The sequence below is a fragment of the Neomelitea salexigens DSM 19753 genome, assembly GCF_000422345.1.
GTDB classification, from domain to species: domain Bacteria; phylum Pseudomonadota; class Gammaproteobacteria; order Pseudomonadales; family Spongiibacteraceae; genus Spongiibacter; species Spongiibacter marinus_A.
Genome location: NZ_AULP01000004.1, coordinates 186654 through 210764, shown reverse-complemented (window position 1 = coordinate 210764; position 24111 = coordinate 186654). Strand labels below are relative to the sequence as shown.

The 24111-nt window shown below is 55.7% G+C and carries 22 protein-coding genes; 15 read left to right on the top strand and 7 right to left on the bottom strand.

Annotated features, from left to right (window positions below; genetic code table 11):
* Positions 1-6 precede the first annotated feature (6 nt).
* The 10 genes from accD to H573_RS0108595 all read left to right on the top strand — a co-directional run bounded on the left by accD (position 7) and on the right by H573_RS0108595 (position 10593).
* Positions 7-879: an acetyl-CoA carboxylase, carboxyltransferase subunit beta gene (gene accD / locus H573_RS0108640; RefSeq protein ID WP_027873910.1), complete on the top strand. Its 873-nt coding sequence runs from the start codon at positions 7-9 to the stop codon at positions 877-879.
* 16 nt (positions 880-895) lie between these two features.
* On the top strand, positions 896-2188 hold the full coding sequence (gene folC / locus H573_RS0108635; protein ID WP_027873909.1) for a bifunctional tetrahydrofolate synthase/dihydrofolate synthase: 1293 nt from the start codon (positions 896-898) through the stop codon (positions 2186-2188).
* Entirely contained in the window at positions 2188-2850 is a 663-nt protein-coding gene (locus tag H573_RS18980) for an SPOR domain-containing protein (protein WP_084497995.1), read from the top strand. The genes folC and H573_RS18980 overlap by 1 nt, the downstream gene beginning before the upstream one ends.
* A 66-nt stretch (positions 2851-2916) precedes the next feature.
* Positions 2917-3438 (top strand): CvpA family protein, encoded by a 522-nt coding sequence (locus H573_RS0108625; RefSeq protein ID WP_051171142.1) that lies wholly within the window; start codon positions 2917-2919, stop codon positions 3436-3438.
* Between the two features lie 33 nt (positions 3439-3471).
* A complete protein-coding gene (purF, locus tag H573_RS0108620) occupies positions 3472-4992 on the top strand; it encodes an amidophosphoribosyltransferase (RefSeq protein ID WP_027873906.1) in 1521 nt (506 codons plus the stop codon).
* A 12-nt stretch (positions 4993-5004) separates the two neighbouring features.
* Positions 5005-6216, top strand: a complete 1212-nt coding sequence (locus H573_RS0108615) for an O-succinylhomoserine sulfhydrylase (RefSeq protein WP_027873905.1) — start codon at positions 5005-5007, stop codon at positions 6214-6216.
* Complete coding sequence (locus H573_RS0108610; protein ID WP_036256167.1) at positions 6206-7132, top strand: AAA family ATPase; 927 nt, start codon at positions 6206-6208, stop codon at positions 7130-7132. Before H573_RS0108615 ends, H573_RS0108610 begins: the two co-directional genes overlap by 11 nt.
* Before the next feature lie 2 nt (positions 7133-7134).
* Complete coding sequence (locus H573_RS0108605; protein ID WP_027873903.1) at positions 7135-8103, top strand: DUF58 domain-containing protein; 969 nt, start codon at positions 7135-7137, stop codon at positions 8101-8103.
* Entirely contained in the window at positions 8100-10070 is a 1971-nt protein-coding gene (locus H573_RS0108600; protein ID WP_027873902.1) for a transglutaminase TgpA family protein, read from the top strand. Before H573_RS0108605 ends, H573_RS0108600 begins: the two co-directional genes overlap by 4 nt.
* A complete protein-coding gene (locus H573_RS0108595) occupies positions 10063-10593 on the top strand; it encodes a mechanosensitive ion channel family protein (protein ID WP_027873901.1) in 531 nt (176 codons plus the stop codon). The genes H573_RS0108600 and H573_RS0108595 overlap by 8 nt, the downstream gene beginning before the upstream one ends.
* On the opposite strand, the gene H573_RS17605 is transcribed toward H573_RS0108595, so the two are convergent.
* A complete protein-coding gene (locus H573_RS17605) occupies positions 10581-11198 on the bottom strand; it encodes a TetR/AcrR family transcriptional regulator (protein WP_051171140.1) in 618 nt (205 codons plus the stop codon). The two genes, H573_RS0108595 and H573_RS17605, sit on opposite strands and share 13 nt — an antisense overlap.
* A 110-nt stretch (positions 11199-11308) precedes the next feature.
* Between H573_RS17605 and H573_RS0108585 the strand changes: the two genes are divergently transcribed.
* The gene (locus H573_RS0108585) at positions 11309-12418 is read left to right on the top strand and encodes an efflux RND transporter periplasmic adaptor subunit (RefSeq protein WP_027873900.1); all 1110 of its coding nucleotides are present in this window, start codon (positions 11309-11311) and stop codon (positions 12416-12418) included.
* Entirely contained in the window at positions 12408-15503 is a 3096-nt protein-coding gene (locus H573_RS17600; protein ID WP_051171139.1) for an efflux RND transporter permease subunit, read from the top strand. Before H573_RS0108585 ends, H573_RS17600 begins: the two co-directional genes overlap by 11 nt.
* A gap of 54 nt (positions 15504-15557) precedes the next feature.
* Here H573_RS17600 and H573_RS0108575 read toward each other — a convergent pair whose 3' ends face one another.
* Positions 15558-15842, bottom strand: coding sequence for a YebG family protein (locus H573_RS0108575; RefSeq protein ID WP_027873899.1), 285 nt, complete (start codon positions 15840-15842; stop codon positions 15558-15560).
* A 122-nt stretch (positions 15843-15964) separates the two neighbouring features.
* Between H573_RS0108575 and H573_RS0108570 the strand changes: the two genes are divergently transcribed.
* The gene (locus tag H573_RS0108570) at positions 15965-16321 is read left to right on the top strand and encodes a YibL family ribosome-associated protein (RefSeq protein WP_027873898.1); all 357 of its coding nucleotides are present in this window, start codon (positions 15965-15967) and stop codon (positions 16319-16321) included.
* Positions 16322-16555: 234 nt separating this feature from the next.
* Here the strand turns inward: H573_RS0108570 and acnB are convergent, their stop codons facing one another.
* On the bottom strand, positions 16556-19183 hold the full coding sequence (acnB, locus tag H573_RS0108565) for a bifunctional aconitate hydratase 2/2-methylisocitrate dehydratase (protein WP_027873897.1): 2628 nt from the start codon (positions 19181-19183) through the stop codon (positions 16556-16558).
* Between the two features lie 414 nt (positions 19184-19597).
* Here acnB and H573_RS0108560 point away from each other — a divergent pair, with 414 nt between their 5' ends.
* Together H573_RS0108560 and H573_RS0108555 are read left to right on the top strand one after the other, a co-directional pair.
* Positions 19598-20065, top strand: coding sequence for a DUF1289 domain-containing protein (locus H573_RS0108560; protein WP_027873896.1), 468 nt, complete (start codon positions 19598-19600; stop codon positions 20063-20065).
* Between the two features lie 49 nt (positions 20066-20114).
* Complete coding sequence (locus H573_RS0108555) at positions 20115-20726, top strand: MiaE family protein (protein WP_027873895.1); 612 nt, start codon at positions 20115-20117, stop codon at positions 20724-20726.
* Between the two features lie 8 nt (positions 20727-20734).
* Here the strand turns inward: H573_RS0108555 and H573_RS0108550 are convergent, their stop codons facing one another.
* The 4 genes from H573_RS0108550 to H573_RS0108535 all read right to left on the bottom strand — a co-directional run bounded on the left by H573_RS0108550 (position 20735) and on the right by H573_RS0108535 (position 24015).
* The gene (locus tag H573_RS0108550; RefSeq protein WP_027873894.1) at positions 20735-21301 is read right to left on the bottom strand and encodes an ANTAR domain-containing response regulator; all 567 of its coding nucleotides are present in this window, start codon (positions 21299-21301) and stop codon (positions 20735-20737) included.
* Positions 21298-22596 carry a CmpA/NrtA family ABC transporter substrate-binding protein gene (locus H573_RS17595; RefSeq protein WP_036256165.1) on the bottom strand — a complete coding sequence of 433 codons (1299 nt, stop codon included), beginning with the start codon at positions 22594-22596 and terminating at the stop codon, positions 21298-21300. Before H573_RS17595 ends, H573_RS0108550 begins: the two co-directional genes overlap by 4 nt.
* Before the next feature lie 198 nt (positions 22597-22794).
* The gene (locus H573_RS0108540) at positions 22795-23517 is read right to left on the bottom strand and encodes a UDP-2,3-diacylglucosamine diphosphatase (RefSeq protein ID WP_027873893.1); all 723 of its coding nucleotides are present in this window, start codon (positions 23515-23517) and stop codon (positions 22795-22797) included.
* Positions 23518-23520: 3 nt separating this feature from the next.
* Positions 23521-24015: a peptidylprolyl isomerase gene (locus tag H573_RS0108535; protein ID WP_027873892.1), complete on the bottom strand. Its 495-nt coding sequence runs from the start codon at positions 24013-24015 to the stop codon at positions 23521-23523.
* Between the last annotated feature and the right edge of the window lie 96 nt (positions 24016-24111).

Genomic DNA, 24111 nt, shown 5'->3' with positions numbered 1-24111 from the left:
ATAACAATGAGCTGGGTTGATAAAATTCTGCCCTCAGGGGTGCGCCGTTCAGATCCTTCGGAAAAACGGAAGTCGGGTGGTGTTGTTCCAGAAGGGCTGTGGAAGAAGTGCGTAAAATGTGAGGCGGTGTTATACCGGCCTGAGCTTGAAGAAAATCAGGATGTATGTCCGAAGTGCGACCACCATATGCGCATTGGGGCCCGACGTCGGATTGCACTGTTTTTGGACGAGCAGGGTCGCGAAGAGATTCTCAGCGGCATCGAGCCTGTTGACCGCCTGAAATTCAAAGACAAGAAAAAGTACAAAGACCGCCTCGCTGCGGCACAAAAAAGCACGGGCGAAAAAGATGCTCTCATCGCCTACAAAGGCACAGTTAAAGACGTACCTGTCGTGACGGTGGCCTTCGAGTTTAATTTCCACGGCGGCTCGATGGGCTCGGCAGTGGGGGAGAAATTCACCCAGGCTGCGAATATCGCCCTGCAAGAGCGTCGTCCGTTGGTGTGCTTTTCCGCATCTGGCGGAGCGCGCATGCAGGAAGCACTGATTTCTTTAATGCAAATGGCGAAGACCAGTGCCGTACTTGAGCGCCTCAAGCAAAATGGCGTGCCCTATATCTCGGTAATGACCGATCCGATTTATGGCGGCGTCTCCGCCAGTTTGGCGCTGCTTGGCGACATCAATGTGGCAGAGCCTGGTGCTCGCGCTGGGTTTGCTGGACCGAACATCATCGAGCAGACCATTCGTCAAAAACTCCCGCCAGGCTTCCAGCGCAGCGAGTTTTTGCTGGAGCATGGCGCCATAGATATGATTGTTCGTCGTGCAGATATGCGCGATACCCTTGCCAGAGTGCTGGGTAACCTCACTTTCTACCAAAACTAGACAAGGTAAGCGCCCCATGCGGTTTGTGCAATTGCAAGATTGGTTGCAATGGATGGAGGCGCAGCACCCTCGCCAGATCGACCTCGGCCTAGACCGTGTCTCAGCGGTCTTTCAGGAAATGAATCTCGCGCTGACCATGCCTGTGATCACCGTTGCTGGTACCAACGGCAAAGGCTCCTGTGTGGCAGTGTTGTCGGCAATTTTGGAAGCAGAAGGGTACCGAGTAGGGGCCTATACCTCACCGCATATACTGCGCTACAACGAGCGGGTTCGTATTGATGGCGAAGAGGTGGCAGATGCCGCCCTTGTACGAGTTTTCGATAAAGTCGATCGGGCTCGCGGCTCAATGCCGCTGAGCTTCTTTGAATTTGGCACCCTGGCTGCGCTGCAGCTTTTCTCCGATGCTCAGCTTGATGTCCTGATTCTTGAGGTTGGCTTAGGAGGGCGCTTGGATGCCGTCAATATTGTCGATGCCGACCTCGCCTTGATCAGTTCTGTGGATCTCGATCACGAGGCATGGCTGGGTAATGACAGAGAAACCATTGCTCGCGAGAAAGCCGGCATTGCCAGGGCGAACACGCCGTTGATCTTCGGTGATCCTCGCAGCAGTGCGGCGGTCGTCGATATTGCGCAGCAACTTGATGCGCCGCTCTATGCTCGGGGCAGTGAGTTTTCCTTCGAAGAGGGCGCAGATTGCTGGCATTGGCGGGGGCAGCGGCGAGATGGCTCTGAGCGCTCGTTGCAGTCACTACCGCTACCGCCGGTGATGTTGGACAACGCGGCGGCAGTCCTGCAAGCTGTTTGTCTGTTTGAACTACCAGTCAGTGAAACGGCGATTCGAGAGGGCTTGGCGCAGGTTCAAATCGCTGCCCGTGGGGAGGTACTTCCCTTGCGTGAGCATGGTTTGCTGCTTGATGTTGCCCACAACCCAGCGGCCCTGTCGCGGTTGGCCAAGCAGTTGGCCGACATGCCCAACAGTGGCAAATGCACAGCTGTGCTGGCGGTGATGGAAGATAAAAAAATAGCGGGGAGCTTGAGGGAATTAAGCCCCTACATTGATCAGTGGTATCTGCCAGAACTACCTGGCGTAGTGCGAGCGATGGCGCCAGCTGTGTTGGCGCGTCACTTGTTAGATGAAGGTGTTGAAAGCGCTGCAGTACATACTGTTGGTGATGTTGCCAGCACCTTGCCCGCGATCCGGGCGACGTTGTGTGAGAGGGACTGCTTGGTCGTCTTCGGCTCATTTTTTACCGTTTCGGCGGTTATGCAGGCAATGCCTGCTACCGCTTTTGTTGAGACTTTGCACTAATGATGAGACAGCGATTAGTTGGAACCTTGGTCTTGCTTTGTGGTGGCGTGATACTTTGGTCGCTACTCTTTACGGGACCCGCCGAGTACAAATTGGATCGCAGCACTCAAATCCCGCCAGCGCCGCGTATTGAGGCCCCAGAAGTCCAAGAGCCCCAGAAGCCCAAAGATATCCCCTCGGCGTTGGCGCCGATCGTTGAGCCGCAGCAAGTGCTCGAGCCCAGCGATGGTCGCTACAGTGGCGATGGCGTAAAAGCGGCAGCGGCGCTGCCAGAGCGGCCGCCGGTATCGCAAAACCAAGTCGCTAAAAAGAAAGTAGCGATCGGTAGCCGACCTGCACCAACTGCACCGGCCGCCAAGCCAGCCGCGCCAACCGTCAGCAAAACACCGCCCGCTGAACCCAGTAAGGAAGCACGCGGCTTGCCTGTTGCCTGGGTGATTCAATGTGGCAGTTTTGGCCAGCAAAGTAACGCTGATAACCTTGTGCAGCGCCTGCGCAAGGGCGGCTACAAAGCCTACAGCGAGCCTTTGAAGCGCGGCGATAGAACGCTTTATCGGGTGCTTGTCGGGCCGGCTCTGAGCCGCGAGCGCGCCGAGGCCTTGCAGGCGGAAATTAACCGCCGCTTCTCACTGAAGTCGATACTCAGCCGCTTTGAAGGATAAACGCTTGGGCTGGGCTGCACAGCTTGGTAGAATTCGCCCCTTCACGGGTCGCTGGAGTCGCACGCGGTGCTGACGAGCTTTAATTGGGCTGATTGGGCCATCCTTGCTGTCGTCATTGTTTCTTCACTGATCAGCTTACTGCGCGGCTTTGTCCGCGAGGCGCTATCCCTTGTGTCATGGGCGGTCGCCTTTTTTATTGCCGTTGCATTCCACATGCAAATGGTCGAGGTGTTGGCACCTCTGGTCGATAAGCCGTACCTGCGCGATATTCTCGCTTACGTGCTGTTGTTCACGGGGGCGCTGGTACTGGGGAGCCTGGCGACTCACCTGATTGCCGAAGTCGTTAAACGCAGTGGTTTGAGCGGCACCGATCGGTTGTTGGGCATGATTTTTGGCACCACCAGAGGAATGATTGTGGTGCTTGCGGCCCTGGTGCTGCTGCCGTCATTACTTACCGGCATTGAAAACGACCAATGGTGGCAGGAGTCGACGCTGATTCCTGAGTTTCTATTGATGAGAGACTGGTCTGAACAAAGTTTTCACGATCTCGTCGGCTGGGTGTCCTCATTGTGGGATGCTCACCGCTAATTTAACCAATATGCAACAACGAGGTAAGGCTGCATGTGTGGTATCGCTGGCATCGTCGCCAAACGCAACGTCAATCAGGATCTCTATGATGCCCTGACTGTACTCCAGCATCGTGGCCAGGACGCTGCGGGCATCGTTACTTGCCAGGATGGCCGCCTGAACCAACGCAAGGGCAATGGCCTGGTGCGAGATGTTTTCCACACGCGGCATATGCAGCGCCTGGTGGGCACCATGGGGATTGCCCATGTGCGCTACCCAACAGCGGGCAGTTCAAGCCCGGCGCTGGCACAGCCGTTTTACGTGAATTCACCCTACGGCATTAGCCTGGCCCACAACGGTAACCTGACCAACTCTGAGCAACTTTCGCAAGAGTTATTCCAGTCGGATCTCCGCCACTTGAATACGGAGTCAGACTCGGAGGTTTTGCTGAATGTCTTTGCTCACGAGCTGCAAAAGTTGGGCAAACTGGTGCCCAGCGACGACGATATTTTTGCTGCGGTCGCGGGCGTACATAAACGCTGCCGTGGTGGCTATGCGGTAGTGGCAATGATCGCAAACTACGGCGTTGTTGGCTTTCGCGACCCCAACGGCATTCGCCCCCTGGTTTACGGCGTGCGTGAAACCGCACAGGGCAAGGAGTACATGCTCGCGTCGGAAAGCGTGGCTCTGGATGCGCTGGGTTTTCAGCTGGTGGCCGATGTTGCGCCGGGCGAAGCGGTCTATATAAGTCATGCGGGCGAGATCACCGTTCGCCAATGCGCGGCGGAGACGCATTGCCGCCCCTGTATCTTTGAGCACGTATACTTTGCCCGACCCGACTCCATCATGGATGGCGTATCGGTGTACAAGTCGCGCCTTCGTCAGGGTGAGCGCCTGGCCGAGAAGGTTCTGCGCGAGCGCCCGGATCACGATATTGATGTTGTCGTACCCATTCCGGACTCCAGCCGTATCGCTGCCCAGTCCATGGCCTCGGTTCTTGGCGTTAAATTCCGTGAAGGCTTGGTGAAGAACCGCTATATCGGTCGTACGTTCATCATGCCGGGCCAGAGCGCGCGCAAGAAGTCGGTTAAACAGAAGCTCAACGCCATTGGCCTGGAATTCAAAGGTAAGAACGTGATGCTGGTAGACGACTCCATTGTGCGTGGTACCACCTGCCAGCAAATTATTGAAATGGCCAGAGATGCGGGTGCGCGCAAGGTGTATTTTGCCTCGGCTGCGCCACCGGTTCGTTACCCCAATGTCTACGGTATTGATATGCCATCGGCGCAAGAGCTGATCGCCAATGATCGCAGTGTCGAAGAGATCGAAAAGGAAATAGGGGCAGACTGGCTGCTGTATCAAGATCTGGATGACCTAGTGGAGTGTTCCGCAGAGGGCAACCCCAACATCGACGCCTTTGACTGCGCAGTATTCGACGGCAATTACGTCACGGGCGATGTCGACCAGGCCTATCTGGATAAATTGGCTGCCGATCGCAACGACAGTAAGCAAACTGCGCGTAACGCGGCGGTGGGCGATGGTGCCCTGGTAGGCTTACACAACGATGTGTCGTAGGGAGCGCCAACTATGACAGAACCGGATTACCAACAGCAGCGCCTCGATGTGCTCGCTGAGTGCGAGTTGGATACCCTGGCTGTCAGGGCGGGGCAGCGCCGCACCGTTGAAGGTGAGCACGCCGAGCCTATTTTTACCACGTCCAGCTACGTGTTTGCCTCTGCGGCGGAAGCCGCTGCGCGCTTTTCCGGTGAGCAGCCCGGCAATGTCTACTCCCGCTATACCAATCCCACCGTTCGCACATTTGAAGAGCGTATTGCCGCGCTAGAAGGTGGTGAGGCGGCTGTGGCGACCTCGTCGGGCATGGCAGCAATTCTCAGCACCTGTATCGCACTGTTAAAAGCCGGCGATCACATCGTTTGCTCGCGCAGTGTGTTTGGCACCACTACCAACTTGCTGAGCAAGTACATGGCCAAACTTGGCGTTGAAACCAGCTTTGTTTCGCCGCTGGATATGGACGCGTGGCGCGATGCGATTCGCCCACAGACTCGCCTGCTGTTTCTGGAGTCGCCCTCCAACCCCTTGGCCGAAGTCGCCGATATTGCGGCGATGTCAGCGCTTGCAAAAGCGAGCGACAGTTTGCTGGTGGTCGACAACTGTTTCTGCACCCCTGCGCTACAGCAGCCCTTGGCTCTGGGCGCAGATATCGTTGTGCATTCGGCGACCAAATATCTCGATGGCCAGGGACGATGCGTAGGTGGCGCTGTGGTTGGGCGCCGCGAACATATGGATGAGATCCTCGGGTTTATCCGCACCGCCGGCCCCACAATGAGCCCTTTCAATGCCTGGGTATTTTTAAAGGGCCTGGAAACATTGCGTCTGCGTATGATGGCGCACAGTGCGAGTGCGCTGGCACTGGCGCAATGGTTAGCGCAGCAAGATAAGATTGAAACGGTCTATTATGCCGGTTTGCCTTCGCACCCGGGGCACAAACTTGCGGCGCAGCAACAAAAAGCCTTTGGTGGTGTATTGTCTTTCACCGTGAGAGGGCAGCGCGATGCCGCCTGGCGCTTTATCGATGCTACCCGCTTGGTGTCAATCACCGCCAATTTGGGTGATGCAAAGACCACGATTGTTCATCCAGCGACCACCACTCATGGCCGTCTCAGTGACGCGCAGCGCGCTGAGAGTGGTATCAGTGACAATTTAATTCGTCTTGCCGTGGGCTTGGAAGAGCTCTCCGATCTCAAGGCTGATTTGCAGAGAGGGCTAGATGCCGTCTGAACTGGAGCAACTGAGCGCCGCGCGCGCAGAGATTGGGAAAGTCCTGCTGGGTAAGGATCGGCAGATACAGCAGGCCATGTGTTGTTTGCTTGCCGGTGGGCACCTGCTGGTCGAAGATTTACCCGGTGTCGGCAAAACGACCCTTTCCCAGGCCTTTGCGGCGGTGACCGGTTTGGCTTACCGCAGGGTGCAATTCACCAGTGACATGCTGCCTTCGGATATCCTTGGCGTGTCGGTATTTGACCGCAATAGTAACGCCTTTCACTTCCACCCCGGCCCGGTATTCACTCAGTTTTTGCTCGTTGATGAGATCAACCGGGCGAGCCCCAAAACCCAGAGTGCGCTGTTGGAAGCGATGGCAGAGGGCAGGGTGACCACCGAAGGTGAAACGCGGTCGTTGCCGAAACCCTTTTTCGTTATTGCAACGCAGAACCCATGGTTCCAGTCGGGCACTTTTCCGCTGCCCGAGTCCCAGCTGGACCGCTTCTTAATGCGTATTTCTCTCGGCTATCCCGACGAGCGCTCCGAGCGACAGCTACTGGAGGGTGGTGACCCTAGAGAGATGCTGACGACGCTCCCAAGTTGCCTCGATGACGCGCAAATACAGCGTTTGCAGGAATTGGTAAAACGAGTGGAGGTGCGCAGTAGCGTTGTCAGCTACATTCAGCGCCTCATCGCTTTTAGCCGTCAGGATGCCGAAATAGCCTTTGGTCTCTCGACGCGCGCTGGTCTCGCCCTGCTGCAGTGTGCCAAGGCGTGGGCCTTGCTCGAGGGTCGGGACTACCTGCTGCCCGACGATGTGCAGGCTGTGTTAGAGCCGGTGGCGGCGCACCGTTTGCAGCCTGCAGCTGATAGCAATGCCGATGGCGCCGAGCTGGTTGCAAAGATGCTCGAGCGGGTCTCGGTACTGGCCTAACCATGTCAGCATTGCGCTCGGCAATTCAGCGACGCTTCGAAGCGTGGCTGGATAAGCGAAACCCCCGGCGCAACGAGTGGGTGCTGAGTCAAAATAAGATCTTCATTTTCCCATCCTCAGCGGGTCTCGGTTTTTTATTGATGCTATCCAGCTTGCTACTGCTGGCCATTAACTACCAAAATAACCTTATTTTTGCGCTGGCATTCCTGCTGTTCAGCTTGTTCTTAGTGGTGATTCTGCACACCTATACCAATTTGTCGGGCTTGCAGATTCGGGCGGGTGCCTGTGAGCCGGTTTTCGCCGGTGATACCGCGCATTTTCACGTTCATATCAACAGCCAGCAACGCCCGCGCTTCCAGTTGCAGGTTGGTTTCCCCCAGCAGCGCAAGCAGGTGAGCGAGCTAGCTAAAGGCGAGGGCGTTGAAATTAGGGTGCCCTGTCCGGCACCGCGCCGCGGACGGCTCTATCCCGGCCGCATGCAAATTCGCTCCGACTACCCATTGGGTGTGATTCGTTGCTGGGCAATGCCGGCTCTGGACTGGCACTGCTTGGTGTACCCGCGCCCGAAAGCGCTGCGGCCACTTATGAGCAGCGCGCGCGGTGATGGGCACGGAGAGGTGTTCGATATGCGCAGTGACAGCGACGAGTTCAGTGGCTTCGAACGATATCAGCCGGGTGAGTCGCCGCGACGCATTTTTTGGAAGGCATATGCCAAAGGGCAGGGCTTGTTTAGCAAGCGCTACGAAGAGAGCAGGGCCGATGACTTATCGCTGGATTGGGAGAGTTTGCCCGAATTGGCAGTGGAGGACCGGTTGAGCACCCTGTGTGCCTGGGCGCTGGAATGTGACCGCCGAGAGTTGCCGTTTTCCCTGCATTTACCGACCGCTGATATTTCGGCGGGCCAGGGGCCTGCCCATCTCGCTGCGGTGTTGCGCGAACTGGCCATTTATCCCGCAGAGGCAGGCCGGTGACCAGGACTTCTGCCCCCGCTGTTATGTGGCTGCTGCTGGCGCAGCTCGCCGCGATTGCGCCCTTGGCGCCAACCATACCTGTTTGGATGGTCTTGGTCTGGGGGGCGGTGGCGTGGTGGTATTGGCGCATCGTGACAGCCGCCTGGAGCTTTCCGTCGGCACTGGTGAAGGTGGCGTTGGTGGTGTTCTCTGTCGCAGGCATTTACTTACAATATCGCCAGTGGTTGGCACTAGAGCCAATGGTGGCGACACTGGTACTGGCCGTCATTCTCAAAGTCCTGGAGCTGAAGCAGCGCCGCGATCACTGGTTGGTACTGCTGCTGTGCTATTTTGTTGTTGCTTGCCGCTTTCTTTTCGAGCAGCAAATCAACGCGGTGCCTGTTGCCGTTTTGCAACTGCTGGCCATACTTGCCGCCCAGCAAATGTTGTATCGAGAAAAGCCCGCTGTTGCCGCGAGTGTACGCCTTTCAGCGTTGATGTTGATTCAGGCATTACCGCTAATGCTTTTCCTGTTTTTGGTGTTTCCGCGCATTGGCCCGCTGTGGTCCATGCCTTTGCCGAGCGCAAAGGCCCAGACCGGTATGTCGGATGAGCTGCGTTTTGGGGATATTGCGGAGCTGAGTCAAAACGCTGCATTAGCCTTTCGTGTGCGCTTTGAGGGCGGTCAATTGCCTCCCCCGTCGCAGCGCTATTGGCGCGGATTGGTGCTGGAAAATTACGATTCCCAGCGCTGGACGGTTAACCGCATGGGGCGACTGACAACGCCACCACCACCGCCTTTACAAGGGGAGAGACAGCGCTACGTGGTCACGCTGGAGCCGGGTGCCCATGAGTGGCTTTACAGCTTGCCAGTCGCGCGGGTAAACCGGGAGGATATCCGATACGCTGGCGCCTATCAGTGGTTGCCAAAAGCGCCGCTGACGGGGCGCCTTCAGTACACCGTGGACTCTGTGCTGATGCAACCGCGAACCGAGGCCAGTAATCGCGTATTGCAGCGAAACCTGCGGCTGCCCGGGAACGATAGCCCCAGGGCTCGGGAACTGGCGTTGCAGTGGGCGCGACAATATCCGGACCCCGCTGATCGCGTCGCTGCCGCCTTGCGGTATTTCAGTAACAGCCCGTTTGAATATACGCTTAAGCCAGCGTTATTGGGACGGAATAATGTCGACGAGTTCCTTTTTGAGAGTCGGCAGGGCTTTTGCGAGCATTACGCCGGTAGCTTTGTATTCTTGATGCGCGCCGCCGGTGTGCCGTCAAGACTGGTAGTGGGCTATCAAGGTGGCGAGGTCAATACCACCGACAACTATTTATTGGTTCACCAGAGTGATGCCCACGCCTGGGCCGAAGTATGGTTACCAGCGCGAGGCTGGCAGCGAATTGATCCGACATCGACGGTGGCGCCGGATCGTGTTGCATTGGGTGCAGATTCTCTGCTGAGTACGCAACAGGGCTTTCTCGGTAAATCACCGCTGTCTTTGCGGCGCTTCGACTGGGCGCGCGACATACGGCTGTACTTGGATAGCGTGAACTACGCGTGGGCAAATTGGGTGCTGAATTACGATAGCGAGCGTCAGAGTGGTGTGCTGTCGTCGCTGATGGGTGGGATCAGTGTTAAGCGCATGTTGGTGGGTCTATTGATATTTGGTGCATTGCCGATGGCACTTGTGGCATTAATGATGTTCAAACCCGCCTGGCGTGCGTCTCGCCGCGAGCCAGCATTGCGTTATTATCATACGGCGTGTCGGCGACTTGCTCGGCGAACGGGCCTGCGGCGTGAGCCAGGGGAAACGGTTGCTGCTTTTTCTCGGCGGGTCGGTGAGCAAGCACCGGAGTGGGCGCCGTGGTTTGCCGCGCTGAGCAGCGCCTTTGAGCGCTGTCAGTACCGCCGGGACAGTGACGCGTTATCCCAGTTGCGGGCATTAAAGCGCCCGAAAAAACTCAGTGAGAAGGAAATAGCAAATGCTTAAGGCACTGTTGGCCATTGCTGTGGTTGTGGCCCTTATTTATTTCAATAGAGCCCTTAATCGACTGGTGGACGACTTTGCTGAGCGGCGCTCGATAGCGAGCCGCCGAGTGTTTGCGCTGCGCAAGCTACTCAACTTTTCTATGGTGCTTCTCTCTATATTGGCGGCGTGTTTCGTGCTGGGCCTGGGGTATCACCAGGTATATATCTTCCTCAGTTCTGTGCTCGCAGTAATTGGTATTGCCCTGTTTGCTCAGTGGTCGATTCTGAGTCATTTAACGGCGGGGGTGATTATCTTCTTTGCCTTCCCGTACCGGGTTGGCGACCGAGTAAAGGTGGTTGATGCCGATGAAGATATTTCCGGCGAGATAGTGGAAATTGCCTCGTTCCATGTGCTGATTCGGCGCGACGACGGCGGCACGATCACCTACCCGAATAGCGCGCTATTGCAGAAGCCGGTGATTAAATTACCGCCGGGGTGGGTAGCGCCGCCGAAGACATTGAAAGAGGACGATCAGGCCTCGTAGCGGCAGAGAAACATATCAACGCAGGCGCGGCTGTAATTCGACAGGTCTCTGTTGCTTTCATCGCAGGGCATGCCGAGTAGAGCGCAGGCATGAGCCTCACCGTGGAGCATGGCAATCAATTGGCTGCAGGCTTGGTCGATATTGGGAATAACCAAATTGCCCAACTGACATTGTTTATTCAAAAAAACGTGCAGTTGATTGCGGATTTTTTCAGGGCCTGCCTGCCAAAACAAGTTGCCGACCTCTGTGCGGTCAGCCTCTGCCACACATACACGGAAAACCTGCAAGGCCTCAGGGCTTACCAGTAGGCGGGCAAGCTGCTCGCAAAATTCCTGCAGGCTGTCTCGGTAGTTGTTGTCGGTGTTGCTCAGGCTGGAGTCGAGTTGGTACTCCTCGCATTTGCATTCAATCGCGGCGCTAAATAGTTGCTCTTTGCCGCCAAAATGGCTGTAGAGCGTCTGCTTAGAGACGCCCGCGAGCTTGGCGATACCGTCCATGCTGGCATTTTCATAGCCTTGCTCCATAAATAGGTCGCCTGCCGCATCAATGATTAAGCGGCGTTTTTCCTCGCTCTTACTACGACCGCGATTTTTCTCTTGACTCACTTCTTAGGCCTTACTTTAGATTGTTGAAATACCGTAACTAAAATGGACTAGACAGTCCAGTCTCATTTCCCTATATTCTAGACTACCGAGTCTAATTAGAGTTCCGCCCTATGTTATATCCGAACTTTCCCTGCCGCCTGACCAGTGTATTACTGCCGTTGTTGATGGGCGTATCGCTGATGTTGGCGGCGGATTGCACGATGGCGAACACGCATCCGGTGAAAACGGTGGTGGTGGAACGCCAAGACAGTTATCAGGTACAGCGATTATTTGCCGGACGTGTTGTCGGTAGTCAGCGTGCGGATATAGGCTTTGAATTTGCCGGGCGGGTAGTGACCTTACACGTCGAAAATGGCCAGCCAGTGATGCGTGGCGAGGTGTTGGCCGAACTCGATACCGAGGCGCTGCGTATCGAGCAGGGCGAGCTGAGGGCTGCTCGCTTAGAAGTTCAGGCACGCTTGCAGCAGATTAAACGGGACTTGGAGCGATTCACTGCTCTGTCGGAAAAAGGGTATGTGTCCGCTGGGCAGATGGACGATATCAATAGTCGCCAAAGGGCGACCAGCGCGCAGCTGAATCAAGTGGAAGAAAAATTGCGAGGCGTAAAGCTACGCTTGCAAAAATCGCGGCTACTGGCTCCTTTTGACGGGGAGATTGCCTCGCTACAAATTGAGGAGGGGGTGGTTGTTGGCCCGGGTCAGGCGGTTATGCAGCTGGTTGAAACGGGCAGCAACGAAGCGGTATTTGGCGTTTCCGACCAGCTCGGCAGGGACCTGGTTCTCGGCCAAGAGATGCAGATCAGGCGTGGCTCACAATTGTGGGCGGTGAAACTGTTGTCGGTGTCGCGAAACCTGGACTGGCGCACACAGACTCGCAGCATTCGCGTGAAGTTGGTGGACGACACCCCACTTGTTGATGGCGAGACCGTGCATTTGATTCTGCCGGTTGTGCGTAAAAGCGCGGGATTCTGGCTGCCGATGAGTGCACTGTTGGGTGATGTGCGCGGTACTTGGGCGGTCTATCAGGTGAGTCAAGATGACGAGGGTGAATACCACCTGCGCAAACGTTCGGTGCAGCCTCTTTACCAATACCGCGGGCGCGTTTATGTGCAAGCTGAGCTTAATGAGGGCGACCAGCTTGTTGAGGCCGGCACGCATCGCTTAGCACCGGGTCAAAAGGTCACCCTGTGGCAGGGCGGGGAGCGTGTCGATGCTGAATAATCCGCGCTACATCGCCCTCGGCGTTGCGTTGATCCTCGTCGCCGGTTTGGCGGCGGTGGCCAGTCTGCCAAGGCTGGAAGATCCGCGTTTTGGTAATCGTCACGGAATCGTGTTGTCGAGCCTACCCGGTGCCAGTGCCGAACGCGTGGAAACGCTGATCGTTGAACCGATAGAAACGGAGCTGCGCAGCATCCCTGAGATCAACCACCTGGATTCCACGGCCAAATCCGGGGTTGCCGCGATCAGTATTGAATTTGCCGATGAAGTAAAGCCCGATGATACCGACCGCTTGTGGTCTGAGGTTCGCGACAAACTGGAAAAGGCAGCGAAAAATCTGCCCGCTGATGCGGCGCCACCGCAGTTGGATCACGAGCGAAACTACGCCTTTACCTGGATTGGTAGCCTTCGCTGGCAGGGGGAGGGGCAGGCGGATTTACTGCGTATGGGGCGTTATGCTGAAGAATTGGCCAGCCATCTGCGCAATCTTCACGGTACCGATATTGTTAAGTTGTGGGGAGCGCCGGCCGAGGAAGTTCAAGTTAAGGTGGATGTGATCAAGGCCGGCGCTGTCGGGCTAGACGTGCCCGCCATTGCCAAGCTGTTGGGCAACAGTGATGCGAAAACTGCAGCTGGCGAGCTGGTCAGTGACAAGCAGCGTCTGTCAATGGAGCTGCTTGGCGGCTTTGACCAGATTGAACGTATTCGTCGCACACCGCTGTTGACCCTGGCTGATGGTGGCTCGTTGCAGTTGCAAGATATTGCCAGAGTCTATCGCGGTGAGCCGGTGGTACCCAGTGAGCTGGCGATTATTGATGGCGAGCGCAGTATCGCCATTGCAGTGCGAATGTTGCCAACCGTGCGCGGGGACTTGTGGGCCGAGGATCTTCGCCACGAATTGCAAGAGTTTACCAAGAACCTCCCCGATGAAATTGTTGTTGAAGAGCTGTTTTCCCAGGAGCGCTATACCAGTGCGAGGCTCAGCGAGTTAGTTAGTAATATCGCCTTGGGCTTTTTGTTTATCTTCTCCATTTTGCTATTTACCCTGGGCTGGCGTTCGGCGGTAATCGTCGCTTTGTCGCTACCGCTGACCATGCTCTACGCGCTGGCCTGCATGAATATCAGCGGTTTGCCCATTCATCAGATGTCGGTTACGGGCTTAATCGTGGCACTGGGCATCATGGTCGACAACGCCATTGTTGTTGCTGATATGGTGCGCCGCTATCGCGAATCCGGCTATTCGGCGGTTGCTGCTTCGGTTAAGGCATTTAAACACTTGTGGGTACCGCTGCTTGGCTCCACGCTAACGACCATGCTCACCTTTATGCCGATTGCCATGATGCCGGGCTCCGCCGGCGAATTTATTGGGCCGTTGGCGAACTCGGTGATTTTTGCGCTGTTCGGTAGCTGGATTATTTCGCTCTTTATCATCGCGCCTATTGCTGGACGCTGGCTGTCGGCCGAACAGACGCCGGGAATGTCGTCGTCGGTCATCAACCGCTGGTTTCGCGCATTTCTCAGTCGCGCGCTGATGTGGCCGCGACGCGTGGCATTGTTGTGCTGTGTGCTTCCGCTTATTGGCTTTATGGTGTTGAAAACCCTGCCCGAGCAATTCTTTCCGCCCTCGGATCGGGACATGATTGATATCGAGGTGTATTTACCGGCAGGTACCGGCATACGCGAAACCCAGCGCGCCACTGAGCGCATGTCTGAGTGGATCAATAGCCACAGTGAGATTGAGGCCCTGCATTGGTTTGTTGGACGCAGTGCTCCCTCGTTTTACTACAACCTGTTAGATAATCGCGACGGCACGCCGAATTACGCACAGGCGATGACAACGGTTAGTGACCCAACCAATGCAAACCGTCTCGTATCAGTGCTGCAAGATGAGCTGGACCAGGCATTTCCCGAGTATCAGACAATTGTTCGGCGTTTGGGCCAGGGGCCGCCAACGATTGCCCCGGTTGAGCTGCGTATATACGGCAGTGATATTGCGCAGCTAAAACGCCTTGGCGATGAAGTGAGGCGTATTGCGCTAGACCTCGATGATGTTGTGCACGTGCGAGATTCTCTCGGCGAAGTGGTGCCGAAATTGTGGCTGGACGTGGAAGAGAGTGAGGCGCAGCGTAGTCAGGTTGGGCTGCGAGATGTTTCACAACTGCTCGCGGCAAGTGTCGATGGTGTGATTAGCAGCAGTTTACTCGATGGCAGTGAGCAGCTGCCGGTTAGGGTGTCAGGCGCAGGTGTGAAGGAAACCAGTGTCGACCGCTTCCTGTCCTTCCCCCTTATTTTACCGACAGGGTCGCGGCCATTGTCGGCGATTTCCAGCGCAGAACTGCGTCCCGCGCAAGCCCAGATCACCCGGCGTGATGGTCGGCGAATGAATAAGGTTGAAATTTATATTCGCGACGGCGTACTGCCAGCGGTGGTGTTAGCAGCAGTGCGCCAGTCCCTGGATGAACACAACTTTGCCGTTCCAGTGGGCTACGAGTTAGAGGTCGGCGGAGAGGCTGAGGGTCGCAACCGGGCCGTTGGTAAGTTGATGAGCAGCGTTGGTATCATATTGGTGTTGTTGATCGTGACCGTGGTAATGGCCTTCAACTCTTTCCGTCTGTCGGCACTGGTGTTTGCAGTGGCCTTTCAGTCAGCGGGACTGGGTATTTTTAGCCTGTGGTTGGCAGGTTATCCCTTCGGTTTTACCGCGATCATTGGTTTGATGGGGCTGATGGGGCTGGCGGTCAACGCAGCGATTGTTATTCTTACGGAGCTAAAGGCATCGCCGTTGGCGATGGCGGGCAATCGCGCAGAGATCGTTGAAACGGTTTCTGAGTGTACACGTCACATTTCCTCGACGACGATTACCACGGTAGCCGGACTCGTTCCGCTGTTGATCGCTGAGGGGACGTTTTGGCCGCCCTTTGCGGTGGTGCTTGCTGGCGGCACGGTATTGACCACTATTCTTTCGCTGGTCTTCGTACCCACAACCTTCCTGGTGCTGCGCCGTCCTTACTTGATGAAATACTTCCCCGGCTTGGCTGAGGATGAGTTGAAAGCTGAGCCTAAAGAACAGCTCTCAGCGCCGCTTTAGTGTGCGCGAAGGAGTGGGCTAGCGGCTGTCTTGTTTGCAGCCGCTAGGCTTTTCTCACTGACCCTGAGCCAATGCATGAACGTTGTCGTCCTGTTCCTGCGACAAGGTCTCTAAGGCTTCGACTTTGCCCTTGCAGGCCTGAACGAGTGCATCCTTATTTTTGGCGAGTAAAATACCGAAATTCTCTGCTTTGGCATCGTCTACACCGGGAACTTCACGCTGTAGTAGCGCGGTAAATTGCTCGGCGAGCTCGAGCATTTTGTCGTAAGCGTCCGCGTCTTTTTTGCTGTCAAACATCGTGTTGTCCCTGTCGCACATCCACTTGGCTACAACCGCCATGGTTCACCTCTTGCTGTAGTGATTTTTTATAACTGTATATGTATACAGTTATTGTTTCAAGGGGAATAAGGCGTCGCTTTTGTTACACTGCGCGCCGTAGCCGTGGGTAAAAGGACCGGGTAGTGAACCTCAATAAAGAAATTCAGCAAATTAATAACAAGCTCGATTTACAGCGCCGAAAGCGTCAAGCGGCGGTGAGTCGGGGTGATGATATCTTGATCGCTCAATTTGACCGTGAAATTGCGGCATTGGAAAAACGACGTGCCAGTATAAAAGGGCAGCAGTCACGCAGTAACAACAGCAAGGCTGAAATGTTGCAGGCAATGAAGTTCAAGCGGGCGCTAAGCAAGGCCGAGCAAGCTGACATGGGTAAATTGAAAAAATCGGTAAAAGGCTTGGTGGTTGTGCACCCGCTTACCGCACTGGGGCGCGAGATGGGGCTTGATGAGGTGACAGGCTTTTCCCCTGAGGCTTTCTAGACCGGGTTAATACGTGCCGCTGGAGGCGAGTGTCGCTTCTAGCCCTTTGAGTTGTGGCAAAACAGCCACTACGCTATGCCTTGTAGCTAACTTCTTTGTTTCTCCGTGCCGCGCCCAGTTGATTGGCGAGGTTATCGCCGCAGCCCATGCAATGACGATTAGCGCTAATAGACTTTCGCGTTTTGCAGGCACAAAAAAAGCCGCCCGAAGGCGGCTTGATTTTAACGCAATGGCTTAGGCAGAAACTTCAGTAATCTCTACTGAGGCAATGCGCGCACCTTCTTCAGCGCCTTTCTGGAAGGACTCAATTTGATCGAAGTTCATGTAGCGGTAAATGTCCGCTGACATGCTCTTCAGGTTTTGAGTGTATTCCAAGTACTCTGCAGGCGTAGGCAGGCGACCAACAATCGCGCCAACCGCTGCCAGCTCGGCTGAGGTCAGGTAAACGTTGGCGCCAGTACCCAAGCGGTTGGGGAAGTTACGTGTAGACGTAGACAGCACCGTGGCTCCATCGGCAACACGTGCTTGGTTACCCATACACAGCGAGCATCCTGGCATTTCCATACGCGCGCCAGCGGCACCGAAGATGTTGTAGTAACCTTCTTCCATCAGCGTGTGCTGGTCCATCTTGGTTGGTGGCGACAACCACAGACGGGTAGAGAGGCTGCCTTTGTGGGCGTCCAGCAGTTTACCGGCTGCGCGGAAGTGACCGATATTGGTCATGCAGCTACCGATAAAGACTTCATCAACTTTGTCGCCGGCAACTTCAGACAACAGTTTGGCATCGTCTGGGTCGTTCGGGCAGCAAACCACGGGCTCGGTCAGCTGGTCCAGGTCGATTTCGATAACTGCTGCGTATTCCGCATCTGCATCGCCTTCGAGCAGGCTTGGGTTGGCTAGCCACTCTTCCATTTTGCGAGCGCGACGCTCAAGTGTGCGTGCATCGCCGTAGCCTTCGCTGATCATCCAGCGCAGCAGGGTGATGTTTGAACGCAGGTATTCTGAAATTTCCTCGATACCTTGCTTGATGGTACAGCCCGCAGCAGAGCGCTCAGCAGAGGCGTCAGACAATTCAAAGGCTTGTTCTACCGTCAGGCCTTCCAAACCTTCGATCTCGAGAATGCGGCCAGAGAAGATGTTCTTCTTGCCTTTTTTCTCAACCGTCAGGTGACCATCTTTGATGGCTTGGTAGGGAATCGCGTGAACCAGATCGCGCAGGGTAATACCGGGCTGCATTTCGCCTTTAAAGCGCACCAGCACAGACTCGGGCATATCCAGTGGCATAACGCCAGTGGCTGCAGCAAAAGCGACCAGACCAGAACCCGCAGGGAAGGAGATACCCATTGGGAAGCGGGTGTGAGAGTCGCCGCCAGTACCGACTGTGTCAGGAAGCAGCATGCGGTTCAGCCAGCTGTGGATGATGCCGTCGCCGGGGCGCAGAGAGACACCGCCGCGCGTCATAATGAAGTCTGGCAGGCTGTGCTGGGTGTCGATGTCAACGGGCTTGGGGTAAGCCGCGGTGTGGCAGAAAGACTGCATGGTCAGGTCGGCAGAGAAACCGAGGCAGGCCAGATCTTTCAGCTCGTCGCGGGTCATCGGGCCAGTGGTGTCCTGAGAGCCGACGGTAGTCATTTTGGGCTCGCAGTAAGTGCCGGGGCGTACGCCTTGGCCTTCGGGCAGGCCGCAAGCGCGTCCGACCATTTTCTGGGCCAATGTGAAGCCTTTGCCAGTGTCGGCGGGCTGCGAAGGCACGCGGAACAGAGTCGAGGGCTCCAGGCCTAATGATTCGCGTGCTTTTGTGGTCAGACCACGGCCGATGATCAGGTTGATACGGCCACCAGCGCGCACTTCATCCAGCAGGACGTCGGATTTCAGGCTGAATTCGCTGAGAGTTTCGCCAGTTTCAACGTTCTTGATCACGCCGTCATAGGGGCGAATTTCAATCACATCGCCCATGTTGAGTTTTTCAACGTCGGCTTCAAAAACCAGGGCGCCAGCATCTTCCATGGTGTTGTAGAAGATAGGGGCAACCTTGCCGCCAATACACACACCGCCACCGCGCTTGTTAGGCACGCCGGGGATGTCGTCACCGAAGAACCACAGTACCGAGTTGGTAGCAGATTTACGTGAAGAGCCCGTGCCAACAACGTCGCCAACCATTGCGATTGGGTGGCCTTTCTTCTCCAGCTCAGCAATTTGGGCCAAGGGACCAATTTTGCCTTGCTCGTCAGGCTTGATGCCGTCGCGCTCCATTTTGTACATGGCCAGTGCGTGCAGCGGGATATCAGGACGCGACCACGCGTCTGGCGCGGGTGACAGGTCATCGGTGTTGGTTTCGCCAGTCACCTTGAAGACAGTTTTAACAATGCTTTCGGGCACGTCATCGCGGCTGGTGAACCATTCGCCATCTGCCCAGCTTTGCATAACCGCTTTAGCCAGCTCGTTACCGGCTTTGGCTTTTTCTTCCACGTCGTGGAAGGCATCAAACATCAGCAATGTGTGCTTGAGCTCTTCGGCAGCCAGAGGAGCCAGTGCTGCGTCGTCGAGGAGTTCAACCAGTGTTGCGATGTTGTAGCCGCCGTGCATATTGCCCAGCAGTTTAACGGCTTCTTCTTTGGTGATGAGAGGGCTGCTAGCCTCGCCTTTAACGATGGCAGACAGGAAGCCTGCTTTTACGTAGGCGGCTTCATCTACGCCCGGTGGCACGCGGTTCGAGATCAGGTCCACCAGCGTCTCTTCTTCACCGGCTGGCGGATTCTTGAGTAGCTCAACTAAGCCGGCTACTTGCTCTGCGTTCAGGGGCTTGGGGACGATGCCCTGCGCCGCGCGCTCCTCGACATGCTTGCGATATGCTTCTAGCACTGTTAACTCCTCTCTCTATCAGTTTCGGTACCCGTAGTCCGGGATCGCCGGAGGCCGGGGCTATCGATGCCCGTCATCGATGCGAAATGGGGTGGCAAGTATACTGAAAAACCCTACCCAGGTTAAGGTTTGTTAAGAATAGGGCGCGGATATCGACAGGATTATTACCACTGCTGCGGTTTTCCTCCAAAAAGCCACCGCCGACGTAACATAAACGTGAATAATGCAGTGATTTGGCTACCTTAACGACGATAGCGGCGTTGGTGCCGCAAGTGGTGAGTGTGCCGCCCCGCCTGGAAAGGTCGGCGCGGGGGCACTGGTATTCACCTATTTTTGGCAGTGGGCTGACCCTTGTTTCAGGGGGCGCGCTCGCTTACTCTTTTGCCTCGTTTAAAAACGTTCTCGGGAGTTGTTTTGTCTGATTTGCTACGCCGTGTGGCGACACCCTGTATTGGTGTTTGCTCTACTGGTATCGGTGACGATGTTTGCCGTGGCTGCAAGCGTTTTTGTCACGAGGTGATTCACTGGAATAGCTACAGCCAGGAGCAGAAGCGCATCATTGACGAACGCCTGGACCAGTTCCTGGTGCAGGTGATGCAGGACAAACTTCATATTATTAATGCGGAGCTGCTGGCCTGGCAGTTGGGCGTGCAACGTGTGCGCTATCCCGCTCAGAAAGACCCTTATATATGGTTGTTTCAATTGCTGCGCGCCGGTGCCGGGCAAATAACAGAGCCGCGAAAGTATGGCTTTGTTGTCGATAGTGTCTGGCGCGACAGTAGCCTGATGGAATTGCGGGAGGCCATTGACCGCGAGTTCTATCTGCTTTCGCAGGCTCACTACGAGCGCTACATCGGTCGTTACATGCAAAAAGAGGGCTGAGGCCGGCCCATCGTGCTGATATACTTCCGCGTTTTTCAGGGCAGTGAGTATGGCCGTCGACATTTCTGAAATTCTGGATTTTCTCTCCTGCGAGACGCCCAATGAATGGGTTGATGCGGCCTTAGCCCACCCCGAAGAGCTGCTCATCGATCACGCCAACTGCGAAAAAAAGGCCGCGGGCACTGCGCTGAACCTAATGTTTCGCTATGTGGATAAGCTGGATCTTCTCAACAAAATGTCCCGGCTTGCTCGTGAAGAGTTGCGACACTTTGAGCAGGTGCTGGCGATAATGAAAAAACGCGGGGTTGCCTACCGACACATCTCGTCGGCACGCTACGCAAACGGGTTGCGAGAGCTGTGCCGTAGCAGCGATCCCGGTAAATTAGTGGATATCCTGGTCTGTGGTGCGTTGATAGAGGCCCGCAGTTGCGAGCGTTTTGCGCGGATCGCACCGGAACTCGATGACGAACTGAGTGCATTCTACCTCTCCTTGCTCAAGTCCGAGTCCCGGCATTTCAAAGACTATTTAAGCCTTGCGCAGCGCTATTCAGACGAGCCCATCGCGCCCCGTGTCGCGCTGCTCTGTGAGCGAGAGAAAGAGTTGATTCTCACGCCTGATGAGGTATTCCGGTTCCATAGCGGGCCGTTGCTTGCAGCGTGAGATCTGGTCTAGCCCATTGCGCCGGTGCAGAGCAGTTGGTCCGCTATGTCTTCGACACTGCGGTTTTGTCGCTGTGCATTTTTCTTTAGCAGGGCTTCGGCTTGGTGAGGGGCAAGCGAAAAGTTATCAACGATAAAGGTGATAGCTTCATGCGTTTTCAGCCGCTGTTTAGATGAAAATTGTGCAGCGGCGACTTCAGTGTGCAACTGCTGATGGCTGTGAAGCTCGCTAATCGCGATATCAATCAACGCTTGCAACAAGCTGTCGCGAAGGCTGCTGATCGCGTAAAGACTGATATCGAGTTCGGCGGCTAGCCGAGCGATCCCCTCAGATGGTCTGCCGAAGAGACTGATAATGGTTTGGGGGCTATCACGCCGGGTATGGGCGACATGTTCGAGCACATCGCGCCGCGACGAGCCAGTGCGGGCGAAAATGAGCTCCGGTGGCCAGCGCTCTAGCTCATCGTATAGGTCGCTATCCTTTTTAGTGCTTCTGCATTCGATACCGGCGCGAGCGAGAGCCGTCGTCAAGTGCTTGGCATCCTCCGGTGCTAGGTCGATAAGTAGCGCTCTCATGCGTGTGCCGATGCCTGTTGAGGGTTCATAAGTCGCAGTGCCGACAACTCAGACTCTGGTAGCGGCAGCTCTTCGAGATACGTTAAGGTCCCGCCCACCGCAATGATTTTTCCATCTATAAACTGATTGGGGCCCAACTGCTGGGAGTCTGAAAACAGCATTTTCTGAGGCAGATTGCCCTCGGTTTTGCGGTCGATCTGCGGGCTATCAATACCCAGTGACGCGGCTACCTGGCGATACAAGTCGGGTTTGAAAATGGCCCTTGCCGTGTCGTCGAGCTTGATGGGTGTTTTTAACAGTTGCCAACGGTACATTTGTGAGATGTACCAGTCGATGTGACTCAGCCAGGGAAAGTTGGCGCAATAGCGGTGGAAAACATGGAAGTCGGCCACTTCTTCCGGGGCTTCGCCGTGATGGCGCTGAGAAAAGCCGCGGAGTGATAGCGCAACAGTGTCCTCGGGTAGCGCGATATAGGCTGCTTGACTAATGATCTTGGCGGCGCGGCGACGGTTTTCTTTTTTATCCAGCCATTGGCAGGCCCGTAGCAGTGCACGAAGCACTGCCTTGTGGCTGTTGGGGTGATGGTGGCTCCATTGTTTGGTGACGGCAAAAACTTTCTCTGGGCTGTTGTTCCACAATTGGTATTTGGTCGCCACGACATGCCCGAGTCGTTGTTGAACTGCCAGCGTATTCCACGGTTCGCCAACACAAAAGCCGTCGATATTACCCTCGCTCAACGCGGTCACCATCTTCGGTGGTGGTACCACGACCAGCTCGACATCGCGCTCGGGGTCGATGCCGGCGCTCGCCAGCCAATAACGCAGCTCAAAACTCTGGGTTGAGCAGGGGTAGACGATGCCCAGACGCAAAGGCGCCGCCGACGCCTCGCGCACTTGAAGGTGCTGCTTTAGCGCCCCTGCGGCGGCGCTGGGGCAGCGGGCGGAATGGGGGTCAATGGCGGCCAGGTGTTGGAACAGCTCATTGCTGAGCGTAATAGCATTGCCGTTGAGATCCAGAACCATGCCACTGACAAAATCGAAACGCGGACCGCCAATGCCGAGTCGGCTGGCTAGTGGCATGGAGGCGAGCATCTGCGCCCCGTCCAGGATTCCCAAGCCTACTTTATCGCGAATGGCGGCCCATGAGGTTTCCCTGCAAAGCTCAACGTCAAGACCTTCCGCTGCGAAGTAGCCTTTCTCAAAGGCAATGACCAGGGGGGCGCAATCCGTAAGGGGGATGAAGCCCAGCCGCAGGCGCGGCTTTTCTGGCGGTGTTGCCGTTGTGGGGTGGGGCATGCCGAGAGTTCCTGATATTGCCGTATTGGTCGTTATTTACGGGGTAATAAAGCAATACTTATGCCAGTCTTTTTGGGCCCTTTCGGATTACGCTGTGCAGTGTGGGCGCTAATGACGAGCATGCCATACCGCCCCGGCAGAAAAAAAGTGCGCGAGTTTGGGGTGGTCTCTTGCGAGCGCCCAAAATTGGTGCGTAATTTAAATGTCGAAGGCGCGAAGCGCGATCTCGTTATCCCGGCAATCGAGCACCCAGCCCTGGCGGTGCCAGTCGCCGAGTACGATGCGTTCGGCTGGCTTATTGTTCAGGGTAAATGCATGTCGCGCGGGACGATGAGTGTGGCCGTGAATCAGTCGCTGGCAATGATGCTGGGTCATGATGCGTTCTACCTCTGAGGGCGTGACGTCCATGATATCTTCGGCCTTGTTGCTATTGGCTTCACTGCTGGCGGCGCGCAGCTGTTTGGCGAGGGCGCGGCGCTCGCTTAGGCTTTTGCTTAACACCTGTGCCTGCCACTCTGGCGAGCGAGCCATTGCCCGAAACTGCATATATTCGGTGTCGCCAGTGCAAAGGCTATCGCCATGCATCAACAGCGTGGGTTCGCCGAGTAAGTCGATCACGCAGGGGTCGTCGAGGCGTGTTGCCGAGACCGCTTGGCAAAATGCATCACCGACTAAGAAGTCGCGATTGCCGTGCATAAAATACACTTGGCAGCCGGTATTGCTGAGTTCGAGGAGGGCGGTTTTGACCTGTTCAATGAGGGGGCTACTGTCATCGTCGCCCAGCCAGCTCTCAAAGAAGTCGCCAAGAATGTAGAGCGCGTTCGCCTGGGAGGCGTCGTCTTGCAAAAACTGGCAGAACGCCCGGGTGATATCCGGGCGCTGCTCGTCTAGGTGCAAGTCTGAAATAAACAGACTGCGCATAGCCTAGCCTTGCCACTCCGCTTTTTCGATGATCACGTCTTCAGCGGGAACGTCTTGATGACCCGCGGCGCTGGTAGTGCGTACCGCTTTAATTTTTTCAACCACGTCCATACCTTCGCTGACTTTGCCAAATACCGCGTAGCCCCAGCCCTGCATGTTTTTGCCGCTGTGGTTCAGGAAGTCGTTGTCTTTCACATTGATAAAGAATTGAGCGCTGGCAGAGTGTGGATCCATGGTGCGTGCCATTGCCAGGGTGCCGACGGTGTTTTTGAGGCCGTTGTCTGCCTCGTTTTCAATGGGCTCGCGGGTTGCTTTTTGCTTCATGCCGGGCTCGAAACCGCCGCCTTGAATCATAAAACCGTCGATAACGCGGTGGAAGATGGTGCCGTCGTAAAAGCCTTCCTCAACGTACTGCTTAAAATTTTCTGCGGTCTTGGGCGCGTTTTCGAAGTCGAGTTCGATCTTGATGTCACCAAAATTTGTTTTAAAGATAACCATTTGCGTTGATTCTCGCTTATAAGCCGAAATTAAAGCCGCTATAATACGGTTTTTGTATTGGCGGCGAAACCGGGCCTACGTTTGCCGTCGACAACC

Excerpts from the sequence above, each read along its gene's own strand:
- H573_RS0108575 (WP_027873899.1), bottom strand. The coding sequence starts at position 15,842 with ATGGCGGTTGTAGCCAAGTGGATGTGCGACAGGGACAACACGATGTTT.
- H573_RS17595 (WP_036256165.1), bottom strand. The coding sequence starts at position 22,596 with ATGCCCCACCCCACAACGGCAACACCGCCAGAAAAGCCGCGCCTGCGG.
- H573_RS0108610 (WP_036256167.1), top strand. The coding sequence starts at position 6,206 with ATGCCGTCTGAACTGGAGCAACTGAGCGCCGCGCGCGCAGAGATTGGG.
- H573_RS0108615 (WP_027873905.1), top strand. The coding sequence starts at position 5,005 with ATGACAGAACCGGATTACCAACAGCAGCGCCTCGATGTGCTCGCTGAG.
- H573_RS0108585 (WP_027873900.1), top strand. The coding sequence starts at position 11,309 with ATGTTATATCCGAACTTTCCCTGCCGCCTGACCAGTGTATTACTGCCG.
- H573_RS0108595 (WP_027873901.1), top strand. The coding sequence starts at position 10,063 with ATGCTTAAGGCACTGTTGGCCATTGCTGTGGTTGTGGCCCTTATTTAT.
- accD (WP_027873910.1), top strand. The coding sequence starts at position 7 with ATGAGCTGGGTTGATAAAATTCTGCCCTCAGGGGTGCGCCGTTCAGAT.
- H573_RS0108605 (WP_027873903.1), top strand. The coding sequence starts at position 7,135 with ATGTCAGCATTGCGCTCGGCAATTCAGCGACGCTTCGAAGCGTGGCTG.
- H573_RS18980 (WP_084497995.1), top strand. The coding sequence starts at position 2,188 with ATGATGAGACAGCGATTAGTTGGAACCTTGGTCTTGCTTTGTGGTGGC.
- H573_RS0108540 (WP_027873893.1), bottom strand. The coding sequence starts at position 23,517 with ATGCGCAGTCTGTTTATTTCAGACTTGCACCTAGACGAGCAGCGCCCG.
- folC (WP_027873909.1), top strand. The coding sequence starts at position 896 with ATGCGGTTTGTGCAATTGCAAGATTGGTTGCAATGGATGGAGGCGCAG.
- purF (WP_027873906.1), top strand. The coding sequence starts at position 3,472 with ATGTGTGGTATCGCTGGCATCGTCGCCAAACGCAACGTCAATCAGGAT.
- H573_RS17600 (WP_051171139.1), top strand. The coding sequence starts at position 12,408 with ATGCTGAATAATCCGCGCTACATCGCCCTCGGCGTTGCGTTGATCCTC.
- H573_RS0108550 (WP_027873894.1), bottom strand. The coding sequence starts at position 21,301 with ATGAGAGCGCTACTTATCGACCTAGCACCGGAGGATGCCAAGCACTTG.
- H573_RS0108555 (WP_027873895.1), top strand. The coding sequence starts at position 20,115 with ATGGCCGTCGACATTTCTGAAATTCTGGATTTTCTCTCCTGCGAGACG.
- H573_RS0108535 (WP_027873892.1), bottom strand. The coding sequence starts at position 24,015 with ATGGTTATCTTTAAAACAAATTTTGGTGACATCAAGATCGAACTCGAC.